Origin of the sequence: Ruixingdingia sedimenti (assembly GCF_031432425.1) — a bacterium.
In the GTDB taxonomy this organism is placed as follows: Bacteria; Pseudomonadota; Alphaproteobacteria; order Rhodobacterales; family Rhodobacteraceae; genus Ruixingdingia; species Ruixingdingia sedimenti.
Genome location: NZ_JAVKPH010000001.1, coordinates 23,910 through 37,403, shown reverse-complemented (window position 1 = coordinate 37,403; position 13,494 = coordinate 23,910). Strand labels below are relative to the sequence as shown.

Annotated in this window: 12 protein-coding genes; 6 read left to right on the top strand and 6 right to left on the bottom strand. The window is 68.0% G+C overall.

Annotated elements, in window-relative coordinates; genetic code table 11:
• Positions 1-75 precede the first annotated feature (75 nt).
• On the top strand, positions 76-1,119 hold the full coding sequence (locus RGD00_RS00230; protein WP_310455046.1) for an LLM class flavin-dependent oxidoreductase: 1,044 nt from the start codon (positions 76-78) through the stop codon (positions 1,117-1,119).
• A gap of 44 nt (positions 1,120-1,163) precedes the next feature.
• Here RGD00_RS00230 and RGD00_RS00225 read toward each other — a convergent pair whose 3' ends face one another.
• From RGD00_RS00225 to RGD00_RS00200, 6 genes are read right to left on the bottom strand one after another with little or no spacing between them, the layout of a single operon-like run.
• Positions 1,164-2,321: an ABC transporter substrate-binding protein gene (locus RGD00_RS00225; protein ID WP_310455044.1), complete on the bottom strand. Its 1,158-nt coding sequence runs from the start codon at positions 2,319-2,321 to the stop codon at positions 1,164-1,166.
• Between the two features lie 11 nt (positions 2,322-2,332).
• Positions 2,333-4,207 (bottom strand): AMP-dependent synthetase/ligase, encoded by a 1,875-nt coding sequence (locus tag RGD00_RS00220; RefSeq protein WP_310455494.1) that lies wholly within the window; start codon positions 4,205-4,207, stop codon positions 2,333-2,335.
• Between the two features lie 29 nt (positions 4,208-4,236).
• Positions 4,237-5,010 (bottom strand): ABC transporter ATP-binding protein, encoded by a 774-nt coding sequence (locus RGD00_RS00215; RefSeq protein WP_310455043.1) that lies wholly within the window; start codon positions 5,008-5,010, stop codon positions 4,237-4,239.
• A complete protein-coding gene (locus RGD00_RS00210) occupies positions 5,007-5,822 on the bottom strand; it encodes an ABC transporter ATP-binding protein (protein ID WP_310455042.1) in 816 nt (271 codons plus the stop codon). Before RGD00_RS00210 ends, RGD00_RS00215 begins: the two co-directional genes overlap by 4 nt.
• Entirely contained in the window at positions 5,819-6,901 is a 1,083-nt protein-coding gene (locus RGD00_RS00205) for a branched-chain amino acid ABC transporter permease (protein WP_310455041.1), read from the bottom strand. Before RGD00_RS00205 ends, RGD00_RS00210 begins: the two co-directional genes overlap by 4 nt.
• 3 nt (positions 6,902-6,904) lie before the next feature.
• Complete coding sequence (locus RGD00_RS00200; RefSeq protein WP_310455040.1) at positions 6,905-7,780, bottom strand: branched-chain amino acid ABC transporter permease; 876 nt, start codon at positions 7,778-7,780, stop codon at positions 6,905-6,907.
• A gap of 491 nt (positions 7,781-8,271) precedes the next feature.
• On the opposite strand from RGD00_RS00200, the gene ilvD reads away from it, so the two are divergent.
• The 5 genes from ilvD (at position 8,272) to RGD00_RS00175 (ending at position 13,230) form a co-directional block, all read left to right on the top strand.
• Positions 8,272-10,005 carry a dihydroxy-acid dehydratase gene (ilvD, locus tag RGD00_RS00195; protein ID WP_310455039.1) on the top strand — a complete coding sequence of 578 codons (1,734 nt, stop codon included), beginning with the start codon at positions 8,272-8,274 and terminating at the stop codon, positions 10,003-10,005.
• A complete protein-coding gene (locus tag RGD00_RS00190; protein WP_310455038.1) occupies positions 9,986-10,615 on the top strand; it encodes a hypothetical protein in 630 nt (209 codons plus the stop codon). The genes ilvD and RGD00_RS00190 overlap by 20 nt, the downstream gene beginning before the upstream one ends.
• A gap of 143 nt (positions 10,616-10,758) precedes the next feature.
• Positions 10,759-11,511, top strand: coding sequence for a DUF6478 family protein (locus RGD00_RS00185; RefSeq protein WP_310455037.1), 753 nt, complete (start codon positions 10,759-10,761; stop codon positions 11,509-11,511).
• Positions 11,512-11,520: 9 nt separating this feature from the next.
• Positions 11,521-11,916 (top strand): hypothetical protein, encoded by a 396-nt coding sequence (locus RGD00_RS00180; RefSeq protein WP_310455036.1) that lies wholly within the window; start codon positions 11,521-11,523, stop codon positions 11,914-11,916.
• A gap of 408 nt (positions 11,917-12,324) precedes the next feature.
• Positions 12,325-13,230 (top strand): LysR family transcriptional regulator, encoded by a 906-nt coding sequence (locus RGD00_RS00175; protein WP_310455035.1) that lies wholly within the window; start codon positions 12,325-12,327, stop codon positions 13,228-13,230.
• The last annotated feature ends 264 nt before the right edge of the window (positions 13,231-13,494 follow it).

Here is a 13,494-nt window from a genome sequence, read left to right as displayed (position 1 = left end):
CCCCTGTGCGCCGATGCGCTGGCCCCCGGCGGGCCGCCCCGCTAGGATCACAGGATCAAAACAGCGGAGCGCGCCATGACCCCCGATCCCGCCACCCTCGAACTCGGCCTCGACACGTTCGGGGATGTGACGACCGGCCCCGACGGTACGCTGCAACCACAGGCGCAGGTGCTGCGCGAGGTGGTGGACCAGGGCGTGCTGGCCGACGAGGCGGGGGTGGATTTCATCGGTCTGGGCGAACACCACCGCGACGATTTCGCCATTTCCGCGCCAGAGGTGGTGCTGGCCGCCATCGCCGCGCGCACCCGCCGGATCCGGCTCGGCACCGCCGTCACGGTGCTGTCCTCCGACGATCCGGTGCGGGTGTTCCAGCGGTTTTCCACGCTCGACGCGGTGTCGTCGGGGCGGGCAGAGGTGATCCTCGGCCGGGGGTCGTTCACGGAAAGCTATCCGCTGTTCGGCTATGACCTGGCGGATTATGACCAGCTGTTCGAGGAAAAGGTGGACCTTTTCGCGCGCCTGCTGCGCGAGGAGGAGGTGACGTGGCAGGGCGGGACGCGCCCGGCGCTGTCGAAGGCCCGGGTCTATCCGCGGCTCGGCCCCGCGGGGCTGGTGACGTGGCTCGGCGTCGGGGGCAGCCCGGAATCGGTGATCCGGGTGGTGCGCCACGACCTGCGGTTGATGCTGGCGATCATCGGCGGCGATCCGCGGCGGTTCGTGCCGTATGTCGATCTCTACCATCGCGCCTGCGCGCAACTGAACCAGCCGGTGCGCCCCATCGGCGTGCATTCGCCCGGCCATGTGGGGGCGACCGACGAAGAGGCGCTGGAGGTGTTCTGGCCCCATTACCGCCGCCTGCACGACCGGATCGGCCGCGAACGCGGCTGGCCGCCGATGGCGAAGGCGGCTTTCCTGAACGAGGCGACGGAGGGGTCGCTGTATGTCGGCGGGCCGGAAACGGTGGCGCGGCGGATCGCGGCGACGGTGAAGGCGCTCGGCCTGTCGCGGTTCGATCTGAAATACGCCAGCGGGCCGATGCCGCATGCGCAGCTGATGGAGTCGATCCGGCTTTACGGCACGCGGGTGATCCCGCTGGTGCGCGAGATGCTGGCGGGCTGACGCTGACGGGGCGCCGGGGGGCGCCTGCGCCCCCCGGCGTGCGGTCATTGCCGCGCGATCAGTTTCCAAAGACCGCCCTCGACCACCGAGATGGTCACGTCATTGGCGGCCTGGTGGTTGTCGGGGCTGGTCTTGATGCGGGTGTCCATCAGTTCGTCCTGATAGTCGAGGTTTTCCATCGCGGCGAGGAAGCTGTCCCCGGTCAGGTCCGGCCCCGCTGCCTCCAGCGCGCGGACCACCTGGTCGGCGGTGGCATAGCCGAGCATGGCAAAACCGGTGGCGGGCTGGTTGTATTTCGCCGTGAAGGCGGTCATGAACTCTGCCGGCGCCGGATCGTCCTTGCGCGCCTGAAGATCCACCCAGCCCGACGCGGCATAAAGCCCGTCGGTCACGCCGCCCGGCACCGCCGCCACGGCCTCCAGAAAGCCCGCGGCGCTGGTCAGGAACTTCGCCTCGGTCCAGCCCAGTTGCTTGGCGGTGCCGACCACCGTGATCCCCGCGCGCACGCCGAGCGCGGTCGTCACCACCTCGCAGCCGTCCGCGCGCAGCTTCTGCACCGCGCCGACGAAATCCTGTTCGTCCGGCTTGTGGGTGGTTTCCGACACGAATTCCATTCCCAGATCCGCCACCACCTCCTTACTGGCCGCGGCGGTTTCGGTGCCGAAGTCGGTGGGCAGGTACATGGTGCAGACCTTGGTGACGCCATGTTCCTGCTTGAGATAGCGCAGCCCCGCGGCGATCTGGTCGTAATAGCTGGAATAGGCGACGAATTTCCGGCCCGGGGGATCGGGCAGCATCTCGCGCGCGGCGGTCAGGGGGTTGATGTTGAAGATCCCCTTCGGGTCCATGATCTGGAACCCCGCGAGGTTGTGCGGCGTGCCGAGCGACAGGATCATCGCAAACACCTGATCGCGGTTGACCAGCTTGTTGTAGGCCTGCGTCGCCTTGGGCAGCTGATAGCCGTGGTCCTCGACCACGAAGCGGATCTTGCGGCCGTGGATGCCGCCGGCCTCGTTCGCCTGATCGAAGCGCAGGTTGGCGCCGTTGATGGCCGGCACGCCGATGGCGGCGAAGATGCCCGACAGGTCGTTGACCGAACCGATCACGATTTCCGTCTGGGTGACGCCCTGTTGGGCGGCGGCCGCCGTGGCGAGCCCTGCGGCCAGCGCGGCGGCGGCGATGGTGGTGGAAAGTGTCTTCATGGTTTCCTCCCCTATGGCCCTTCGGGCCTGTACATGTCCTCGATCAGATGGCTGTGCTTGCGTTCCACGAAGCTGCGTTTCAGCTTCATGGTGGCGGTCAGTTCCTCGTCCTCTGCCGTCAGCAGGATGTCGATCAGGCGGAAATCCTTGATCTGTTCCACCCGGGCGAATTCGCGGTTCACGGCGTCCACCTCTGCCCGGATCAGGTCCTGCACCGCCTGCGTGCGGGTGAGCGAGGCGAAATCGGAAAACGGGACCTTGTGGTCCTGCGCGAATTTCTCGACATTTTCCTGGTCGATCATGATCAGCGCGGTCAGGTACTTGCGCTTGTCGCCGATGATGACGGCATCGCTGATATAGGGGCTGAACTTCAGCCGGCTTTCGATTTCGGCCGGGGTGATGTTCTTGCCGCCCTGGGTGATGATGATGTCCTTGAGCCGCCCGGTGATGGTCAGGCGGCCATCCGCATCCAGCCGCCCGATGTCGCCGGTGCGCAGCCAGCCGTCTGCGGTGAAGGTTTCCGCGGTCTTGTCGGGCAGGTTCCAGTAGCCCTTGAAATTGGCCGGGCCCTGCGCCTGCACCTCGCCATCCGGGGCGATGCGCAGGGCGATGCCGGGCATGGCCGGGCCCACCGTGCCGGGGCGGTTCGCGCCCGCGCGGTTGACGGTGCAGGTGGCGGCGTTTTCGGTCATGCCGTAGCCTTCGACCACCGGCACGCCGATGGCGGCGTACCAGCGCAGGAGCGCCGGGCTGATCGGGGCGGCGCCGCTGATGCCCTGCGCCAGGCGGTTCATTCCCAGCATGTGGCGCAGGTTGCGAAAGACCAGCCAGTCGGCCAGCCACGCCGCCAGCCGCACCCCCGCCCCGGGCCGCCGACCGGCGATGTCGGCATCGGCCCGCGCGAACCCCGCCCGCAGCGCCAGCCCCCAGACCATGCGGCCGGTCCATGTCGCCTCCTGCGCCATGATCGTCACGCGCGAGAACACCTTTTCCCAGACCCGCGGCACGGCGGCAAAGACATGGGGGCTCACCTCGCGCAGGTTGTCGAACACGGTTTCGGGGCTTTCGGCGAAATTCACCGTGGACCGCACCGCGATGGGGAAATAGGCCGAGTTGTTGCGTTCGAAGATATGGCACAGCGGCAGGAAGCACAGTTGTTCGGTATCCTCGTCCACCTCCAGCGCGCGCAGGCCGGCCTGCATCCCGGCGAGGATGTTTTCATGCGTCAGCATCGCGCCCTTGGGCGGCCCGGTGGTGCCGGATGTGTAGATCAGCAGCGCCACGTCTTCGGCCCGGTTGCGGTCGATTTCCGTCTCGAACGCGCCGGGGTGGTCGGCCTCTTCCTGCCGGCCGAGCGCGTAGAGATCGGGCAGGAACAGGAACCGGTCGCCCCTGAGGCCGTGCAGCCCCTCGTCGTCGAGGATGACGACCTTTTCCACCCCCGGCGCGCCGCCGGGAATGTCGAGGAACTTGTCCAGTTGTTCCTCGTTTTCCACGATCAGGAAACGGCAGGCGGAATCCGTCAGCAGATAGGCCAGTTGTCCGGCGGAATCGGTGGTGTAGACGCCGGATGCGATGCCGCCGACGCATTGGATGCCCTGATCGAAATACAGCCATTCCTTGCGGTCCTCGGACAGGATCTGCACCACCTCGCCCCGCCGCAGGCCCAGACGGCGCAGGCCGAGCCCGATCCAGCGCGCGTGATCCCACCAGTCGCCCCAACTGTAGCTGTGCCAGATGCCGAGCGTCTTTTCGCGATGCACCGTGCGGGTGGGATGCTGTGCGCAGCGCAGGCGGAACAGGGCGGAAATCGTGTCGCAGCCGTCGATCAGCACCGGGCGGCTGCCGGGTTCGGCGTTCACCGCGACGCCCTTGACGGTTTCCATCGGCGGGATGATGGCGTGGCGTGTCACCCTCACCTCCATGTCTTGCGCCGTTTCCAGCGCCGTTCGCCGCGCGCGCCGGTGGCGGCATGGCCGAGGTAGAAGCTCTGTATATCCTCGGACGCCGCCAGCCGTTCGGCGCTGCCCTGCATGACGATGCGCCCCAGTTCCAGCACATAGCCGTCATCGGCCAGATCCAGGGCCACGGCGGCGTTCTGTTCGACCAGCATCATCGTCACGCCCTCGTCGCGGTTGAGCCGCCGCAGGATGGCGAAGATTTCCTGTGTCAGCAGGGGCGAAAGGCCGAGGCTGGGTTCATCCAGCAGCATCAGCCGGGGCCGCCCCATCAGCCCCCGCCCGATCGCCAGCATCTGTTGCTGCCCGCCCGAAAGGGTGCCCGCCTCTTGCCCGCGGCGGTCGGCGAGGATGGGGAAATAGCTGAACACCAGATCCCGGTCGCGGGCGATTTCCGCCCGGTCGCGGCGGGTATAGGCGCCGAGGCTCAGGTTTTCCTCGACCGTCAGCAGGGGAAAGACCTCGCGCCCCTCGGGGACATGGACGATCCCGGCGCGGACGATGCGGTGGGGTTCCCACCCCGCGATGTCATGGCCCTGAAACAGGATCTGGCCCTTTTCGGGGGCCATGATGCCGGAAACGGTTTTCAGCAGCGTCGTCTTGCCCGCCCCGTTGGCGCCCAGAACGGTGACGACGCGGCCCGCCTCGACGGTCAGGCTGACGCCGCGCAGGGCCGTGATCGGGCCGTAGAAGGTTTCCAGATTGCGGATTTCCAGCAGGGGCGCGGTCATGGCCCACCTCCTGCTGCAACGTCCCCCATATGGGCGGCGGCCTTGGCGGTGGGGCCGGTGCCCAGATAGGCGGCGATGACGGCCGGATGGGCCTGCACCTCTGCCGGCGTGCCCTCGGCCAGCCGCGCGCCATCGGCCAGCGCCAGCACCCGGTCCGACACCTTGCCGACCAGCCCCATGTCATGTTCCACCATCAGCACGGTGATGCCCATCTGGCGGCGGATGTCGTCGATCCACCAGCGCATGTTCTGCGTTTCCTCGACCGACAGGCCGGATGCCGGTTCATCCAGCAGCAGCATCCGCGGTTTGGACGCCAGCGCGCGCCCCAGTTCCACCACCTTGCGCACGCCATAGGGCAGGCCCGCGATGCGCGCGTCGCGATAGGGTTGCAGGTCGAGGAAGTCGATCACCTCCTCCACCGCCAGCCGGTGCGCGCGTTCCTCTGCCCGCATCGACGGCAGATGCAGAAGCTGCGCCGCCAGTCCCGCGCGCCGGTGCCGGTGGCGGCCGACCAGCAGGTTCTGCAACACCGTGGCCTGATGGAACAGTTCGATATTCTGGAACGTCCGCGCGATGCCGCGCGCGGGAACCTGATGGGGATGAAGGCGCAGCAGATCCTGCCCGGCGAACCGGATCGCCCCCGCGGCCGGCGTGTAGAACCGCGAGATCAGGTTGAACACGGTGGACTTGCCCGCCCCGTTCGGCCCGACCAGCGCGAACACCTGCCCTTCCTCCACCGCGAAGGACAGGTCCTTGACTGCGGTCAGCCCGCCGAACTTCAACGTCACCCGGTCGATGTCCAGCAGGCTCACCGCAGCCTCTCTGTCTTGAGATAGGTTTTCTGGCGGCGGAACATGTCCTTGCGCGCGAAGGGGAAAAGGTCGAACCACGCCTTGATCTTGAGCCACCGGCCCCAGAGCCCCGTCGGCTCGAACAGGATGAAGAGGATCAGCAGACCCCCGAACACCCCCGCCTCCAGCCCCGGGATGGCGACGCCGCGGCCCAGCTGGTCGGTCGCCATCGACAGAAGCTGCGGCAGAAAGGCGATGACGGCGGCGCCCAGAAACGCCCCCTGGATGAAGCCGAGGCCCCCCACGACGATCATCATCACCAGCTGGATCGCAAGGATGAAGCTGAAGGTCTCGTTGTTGAAGGCGCCCGCGAACAGCCCCGTCAGCGCCCCCCCGAGCCCGGTGATGGCGCAGGACAGCCCGAAGGCCAGCGCCTTGGTGCGCGCCACGTCCACCCCCATCGCCTGCGCCGAAATCTCGCTGTCGCGCACGGCGGCGAAGGCGCGGCCCATCGGCGCGCGCAGGATGTTGCGGTAAAGCAGCACCACCAGCACCGCCACCGCCAGCACCATCCAGTACCATGCGGCGGGCGCGGTCCAGCGGTTGAACTCATACCCCAGGATGGTGATCGGCGGGGCATACATGCCGTTCACGCCCCCCGTCCAGCGCGCCAGCAGCACGATGATGTCATCGGCCAGGATCGCCAGCGCCAGCGTTGCGATGGCCAGATACACCCCGTGCAGCCGCAGCGCCGGAATGGCGATCAGCGCCCCCACCACCCCGGTGACGACGCCCGCCAGCACGAAGGCCGGCACGAAAGGCACCCCCGCCTGCATCAGGATCGCGCAGACATAACAGCCGAGCGCCATGAAGGCGGAATGGCCAAGGCTCACCTGCCCGGTCTGCCCCGTCAGCAGCATCAGGCCGAGCCCCGCGACCGCCCAGATCAGGACGTTCGTCGCCTCGCCCAGAAAGAAATCGTCGATCAGGAACGGCAGCGCGATGGCCAGCAGCAGCAGCGCGCCGTATTTCGCTGCCGTCCAGCCGTCGGGGAAAAGCCGGATGTCGTGGTCGTAGCTGGTCTTGAAGTGGAACCGCATGCCTCAGACCTTCTTGGCGCGCACCTGCGCGAACAGACCATGCGGGCGGAACAGCAGCACCGCCAGCAGCAGCGCATAGGGCGCGATCTGCGACCAGCCGGGGGGCAGGTAGCGGGCGGCGAAAGGCTCGATCACCCCCACGATCAGCCCGCCCATCAGCGCGCCCGGCAGGCTGCCGAAACCGCCGATGACGGCGGCGGCGAAGGCCTTGATGCCGATGAAGCCCGCGTTCGGATCGATCGCGCCCTTCGAGGCATAAAGAATCCCCGCCACCGCCGCGACGATCCCGGCCAGTGCCCAGACCAGCCCCTGCACGCGCCGCACCGGGATGCCCATGTAATAGGCCGCCATCTGGTTCTGGCTGGCCGCCTGCATCGCCAGCCCCACCCGCGTGCGGGCGAAGAACTGCCATAGCAGCAGCGTCAGCAGGATCGTCACCACGATCACCGCCACATCCACCAGCCCCAGCACCACGCCACCCACCCGGACCTCGCCCAAGGCCAGCGGCGAATGCAGCGACTGCGGCTCATGCCCCCAGATCGCGCCGGCGGCGAAGCGGATCACGAAGCCGAGCGCGATGGTCAGGATGATCACCGCCGTCTGGCTCTGCCCGAAGATCGCGCGCAGGACCACGAGGTCGAGCAGATAGCCGAGCGCCCCCATGATCAGGAACACCAGCGGCAGCGCCACCCAGAACGGCAACCCCATATATCCCGGATTGACGAGGCCGAGCGTGACGAAGGCCCCCAGCATCATGAAATCGCCCTGGGCGAAGTTCACCGCCTCGGTCGCCTTGTAGATCAGCACGAAGCCAAGCGCGACAAGGCCGTAGACACAGCCGTTCGCAAGACCGCTGACCAGAAGCTGAAGCACTTCCAATCCAACCTCCCCTGCGGGCGGGCCGCGTTCTGGCGACGGGTCCCGGCCCCTGCCGCGGCCCCGCGCGCAGCCGCGCAGGCATAAGCCGCAACGATCCCAGCATCTTCCGCCGGGGGCGGTTGCGTCAACAGCCTTGGCAGGGCCTGACCTTACGGAAACGCCGCGGCTTGGGTTTCCCGGAGCCTTTGCCCGGCGGTTGCGCCGGTGGAAAGGTCGGCGGCGGGGGTTTCACACCCCCGCACCCCCGTGGGATATTTATGGACAGAAAGTGAAGAAGGTAAGTGGCCCGCCTGTTCACTTTCTGTCTCTAAATATCCCGGGGGCGCCGGCTGGTGCGCCACTGGTTCGAGAACCAGCCTGCGCGGGGCTGGCCCCCGGCGCCGCCCGTGCCACGGGCAATGCCGCCGGGGCATCGCCGATGCGCAACCATCTTGTGAACCCCGCCTGCCTCTTCTAGACCGTTGCCAGCCACACGTTCCGGGAGGACCGCCATGAAGAACAGCCGTTTCGACAAGTCGAAACTTCCCAGCCGTCATGTGACCGAGGGTCCGTCCCGTGCGCCGCATCGCAGCTATTTCTACGCGATGGGCATTTCCGAAGAGGAAATCCACCAGCCCTGGGTCGGCGTCGCCACCTGCTGGAACGAGGCAGCACCCTGCAACATCGCGCTGAACCGGCAGGCGCAGGCAGTGAAGATGGGCGTGAAGAAGGGCGGCGGCACGCCGCGCGAATTCACCACCATCACCGTGACCGACGGCATCGCCATGGGGCACGAGGGCATGCGGTCCAGCCTCGCGTCGCGCGACGCCATCGCCGACACGGTGGAACTGACCATGCGCGGGCATTGCTATGACGCGCTGGTGGGCCTTGCGGGCTGCGACAAGTCGCTGCCGGGGATGATGATGGCGATGGTGCGGCTCAACGTGCCCTCGGTCTTCGTCTATGGCGGCTCGATCCTGCCGGGCAAGCTCAACGGCAAGGACGTGGTGGTCCAGGACGTGTTCGAGGCGGTGGGCAAGCATGCCGCGGGCACGATGTCGGATGCGGAACTGCAGATCCTCGAACGTGTCGCCTGCCCCTCGGCCGGGGCCTGCGGCGGGCAGTACACGGCGAACACCATGGCCTGCGTGTCCGAGGCGATCGGGCTGGCGCTGCTGAATTCCTCGGGCGCGCCGGCGCCTTACGAATCGCGCGACCAGTACGGCGATTTTTCCGGTCAGGCGGTGATGACGCTGATCGAGAAGAACATCCGCGCCCGCGACGTGGTGACGCGCAAGGCGCTGGAAAACGCTGCCCGCGTCGTGGCCTGCACCGGCGGGTCCACCAACGGCGGGCTGCACCTGCCGGCCATCGCGCATGAGGCGGGGATCGAGTTCGACCTGTTCGACGTCTGCGACATCTTCCGCGACACGCCCTATTTCGTGAACCTGCGCCCGGGCGGCGAATATGTGGCCAAGGACCTGCACGAGGCCGGCGGCGTGCCGGTCGTCATGAAGGAACTGGCGCGCGCGGGGCTTTTGCACCTCGACTGCCTCACCGCCTCGGGCGAGGAACTGGGCGAGGCCCTTGGCCGCATCACCCATGACCCGGACGGCAAGGTGATCCATTTCATCGACAAGCCGATCTCGAAAACCGGCGGCGTGGTTGGCCTGAAGGGCAACCTCGCCCCCGATGGCGCCATCGTCAAGGTCGCGGGCATGTCCGAGGCCGAGCAGGTCTTCACCGGCCCCGCCCGCGTCTTCGAATGCGAGGAAGAGGCGTTTGAGGCGGTGCAGCGGCGCGACTACAAGGAAGGCGACGTGCTGGTCATCCGCAACGAGGGCCCCGCGGGCGGCCCCGGCATGCGCGAGATGCTGTCGACCACCGCGGCGCTGTCGGGGCAGGGCATGGGCAAGAAGGTGGCGCTGATCACCGACGGCCGTTTCTCGGGCGCGACGCGGGGGTTCTGCGTCGGGCATGTGGGCCCCGAATCCGCGCATGGCGGGCCGATCGCGCTGCTGCGCGACGGCGACATGATCACGCTCAACGCGCTGACGGGCGAGTTGTCGGTGGCGCTGAGCGACGAGGAACTGGCGCAGCGCAAGGCCGGCTGGAAGGGCGCGCGCCGGACCGACTACAACGCCGGCGCGTTGTGGAAATATGCGCAGCTGGTGGGGTCGGCCCGCTATGGTGCGGTGACGCATCCGGGCGCGCAAAAAGAAACGCATGTCTATATGGACCAATAGGCGCGCGGCCCTCGCGCTGGCGCTGATGGCGCTGGCGCCGGGCGGGGCGGGGGCGGAAGGTGCCGCCCCCGCCCGCATCGCGCTGGCCGGCGGCGAGGTGGTCATCCGCGGCCCGCGCGGGTACTGCGCCGATCCCGGGGCGGTGCGCGGGGCGACGATGGCGGTGCTGGCGGGTTGCGATTCGCTGGCCCCGGGCGGCGCCGCGCCGCGGGACCGCGCGATCCTGACCGCGGCGGTGACGCCGGGGGGCCTCGGCCTGCCGCTGGATGCCGCGACCGAGGTGCTGGTCGCCTGGTTCACCAGCCGCGAGGGGCTGGCGGCGCTGAGCCGCGCCGGAAAGCCCGAAACCGTGATGGTGCACGAGGCGCGGCGCAGCAAGGGCGCGTTCTCGCTGCATCTGTCGGACCGCGCGCCCTTTCCCGGCGGGGCGGTCGCGCCCGGCTACTGGCGGGCGATCCTCGATCTGGGCGGGCATGTGGTGACGCTTTCGGTCTATGCCCCCGCCGCCGCGGCCCTGGACCGCGAGGCGGGCTTTGCGATCCTGCGCGATTTCGTGGCGGCGGTGCAGGCGGAAAACCGGGCCCGGCCGGTTGCGGCGGCGCCGGAATAGCCGCAGGATCGGGGGGCAAGATCATGCGGGACAATGGAAATCGGTTATCCTCATTGACGCGATAACGGAAACGATCTTTCTTGGCGGCGGGCCCTGTGCTGGCCCGGAATGCGGGTGACGGGATGGCAGGCGGGATCGGTGGCATGTTCGACAGGATGGTCCAGCGGGCGGCGCTGCGCCGCTGGCGCCGGCTGGCCGAGGGCGCCGGCGGACAGGATCTGGAAACCCTGCGCCATCTGCGGACCCAGGCGCGCCAGCTGCGCCGCCCGCTGGACAGCGTGCTGCATCTGGCCGAGGGGCGGCTGGCGCTGCCGGTGATCGGGGCGAACCCGATTCGCCATCCCCCCGGATCGGACTGGACATGGCGGCCCGATCTGTGGCGCGGCCCCATCGCCCGGCCGGGCGTCGCCGCGCTGGAAAACCGCACCGAACTGGGCGAGGGCGCGACCGTCTTTCACGACTGCCGCCAGTCGGAAATCACCGCCCGCCAGATCCGCAACACCCGCGACAAGGACCTTGCCCCCTTCGGGCTGCGGCTCGACGTGTTCCGCTTCGACGGCAGCTTCCTGTCGCTGGTGCTCGACCTGCCGGAAACCGCGATGCAGGGGCTGCGCCTGCGCCATCTGATCCGGGTGCAGACCATCGTCGAGATGGAAAAGCCGCTGGAAATCTTTGCCCGGCTGAACATCAAGCACGGGCCCAACGTGGAACAGGTGGTGCGCGAACTGCCGCTGAACACCGAGGACGTGTCGGTCGAATTCGACCTCGCCTATACCCGCGTCAACGAAAAGCGGATCGAGCGGGCATGGATCGACCTGATCTTCGAGGGGCCGGAAATGAACCAGATCGTGCTGCGCGACGTGACGCTCAGCCGCCGCCCGCGCGCCGAATTGTAAGGGGGCCCGATGACCAGCCAGACCACGCCCGACATCACCCTGACCCCCGTCCGCCTGCGCGCCGGCGTGTGGGAGGGCATCCTTGCCGCCGCCCCGGGCAGCGCCGCCCCCGCGATCGAGGTGATGCACATGGAGCGCCCGGTGGGCGGCGCCACCGTCACCACGCTGTCCGATCGCCCCGGCCAATGGGCGCTGCGCGTGCCGATCCCGGCGGAGGCGATTTCCGACGGGGTGCAGACCTTCCTCATCCGCCACGCGGGCACGGGCGAGACGCTGGCGAGTTTCGCCGTGCTGGCCGGCACCGCGCTGGAACAGGACATCCGGGCGGAAGTGGACCTGCTGCGCGCCGAACTCGACATGCTCAAGCGCGCCTTCCGCCGTCATTGCCTCGACACGATGGGGTAAAACAGGCCGAGGATGGATCTGGGTTCGGCCTTGCCATCTGTCTGGCGAAGGCGCGTGCCTTCGCCATGTCCTGCCGGTGGGGTTGTCCCGGCCGGGGGCCCCAAGCCCCCGGCCAGCGCCCGCCCCGTCCATGGCGGGCGCTACTCGCCCGCCGGGGCAGGCGCTGGCCTTTCCAGTATTCCCGGCATCACCGTCTCTAGCGGCCCTGCCGCGCGAACGGGCGGGGGAAACGCGGTGCGTTTCCTGATCCCGCCCGGCCCCAACCGCGGTGCAACATCCCCCCGCCGTTTCCGCCCCGGTGACGATCCGGCCTCAATACCCCGGACTTGACGCAGCCCTTCCGCAATCCTGCCCGAATTCATGGGCAATACCTTCCCTGTGACCCGGACTTTCCGCATGGGGATGACAATGGACCGACTGACTGAAATGGAAGCCTTCGCCACCGTGGTGGATCAGGGCGGATTCACCGATGCGGCCAAGAAGATGGGCATTTCCAAGTCGGCGGTGTCGAAACATGTCTCGGCGCTCGAGGCCCGTCTTGGCGCAAGGCTGCTCAACCGCACGACGCGGCGGGTGTCGCCCACCGAAATCGGCCTGGCCTACTACGACCGCGCCCGCCGGGTGCTGAACGACGCGGGCGAGGCCGACGCGCTGGTGACCTCGATGCAATCGGCGCCCTCGGGGCTGTTGCGGATCTCGGTGGCGACGGATTTTGGGGTGAATCACCTGTCGCCGATCCTGGGGGGGTTCCTGCTGGAATATCCCGATATCACCGTCAACATGGTGCTGAACAACCGCTATGTCGAACTGATCTCGGAAGGCTTCGACATGGCGATCCGGGTGGGCGAACTGGAGGACAGCACGCTGCGCGCGCGCAAGCTCTGCGATACCTCCAAGCGGATGATCGGCGCGCCGGGCTATTTCCAGAAATTCGGCCGGCCGCAGAAGATCGACGACCTGAACGATCACAAGCTCTTGCATTATTCCAGCCAGGCCAACGGCAATGTGTGGAAGATCACCGCGCCATCGGGCGAAAAGCGGCAGGTGCGCTCGAACGGCTGGCTGACGGTGAACGATGGCCAGTCGCTGCTGCATGCCGCGATTTCGGGCCTCGGCATCGCCTATCTGCCCTCGTTCCTCTATGCCGATGCGATGCGCCAGGGGCTGGTGGAAGAGGCGATCCCGGGCCTGCCGGTGGAACTGCTGGGGATCTACGCGGTCTATCCGCCGGGCCGGTTCACCCAGCCCAAGGTGCGCGCCTTCATCGATTTCCTGGTGCGCCACTATTCCGACAAGGGGCCGGACGCCTGGTAGGCCGGGGGCGTCCGCCATCACTGGGCCGGGGCCGCGACACGCGCGCGCGCCCCGGCCCTTTTTCGTTTGGCCCGTGGTGAGGACAGCGCCGGGGGCCAGCCCCGCGCAGGCTGGTTCTCGAACCAGTGGCGCCCCAGCCGGCGCCCCCGGGATATTTAGGGACAGAAAATGAACAGGGATGCACCAAGATCCGCCCTGTTCATTTTCTGTCCGCAAATATCCCCGCCGGAGGCCGCTGCCCTTTCCATCCGCAATGCCGCCGGG

Excerpts from the sequence above, each read along its gene's own strand:
- RGD00_RS00175 (WP_310455035.1), top strand. The coding sequence starts at position 12,325 with ATGGACCGACTGACTGAAATGGAAGCCTTCGCCACCGTGGTGGATCAG.
- RGD00_RS00180 (WP_310455036.1), top strand. The coding sequence starts at position 11,521 with ATGACCAGCCAGACCACGCCCGACATCACCCTGACCCCCGTCCGCCTG.
- RGD00_RS00205 (WP_310455041.1), bottom strand. The coding sequence starts at position 6,901 with ATGCGGTTCCACTTCAAGACCAGCTACGACCACGACATCCGGCTTTTC.
- RGD00_RS00185 (WP_310455037.1), top strand. The coding sequence starts at position 10,759 with ATGTTCGACAGGATGGTCCAGCGGGCGGCGCTGCGCCGCTGGCGCCGG.
- RGD00_RS00215 (WP_310455043.1), bottom strand. The coding sequence starts at position 5,010 with ATGACCGCGCCCCTGCTGGAAATCCGCAATCTGGAAACCTTCTACGGC.
- RGD00_RS00225 (WP_310455044.1), bottom strand. The coding sequence starts at position 2,321 with ATGAAGACACTTTCCACCACCATCGCCGCCGCCGCGCTGGCCGCAGGG.
- RGD00_RS00220 (WP_310455494.1), bottom strand. The coding sequence starts at position 4,207 with ATGGAAACCGTCAAGGGCGTCGCGGTGAACGCCGAACCCGGCAGCCGC.
- RGD00_RS00190 (WP_310455038.1), top strand. The coding sequence starts at position 9,986 with ATGTCTATATGGACCAATAGGCGCGCGGCCCTCGCGCTGGCGCTGATG.
- ilvD (WP_310455039.1), top strand. The coding sequence starts at position 8,272 with ATGAAGAACAGCCGTTTCGACAAGTCGAAACTTCCCAGCCGTCATGTG.
- RGD00_RS00230 (WP_310455046.1), top strand. The coding sequence starts at position 76 with ATGACCCCCGATCCCGCCACCCTCGAACTCGGCCTCGACACGTTCGGG.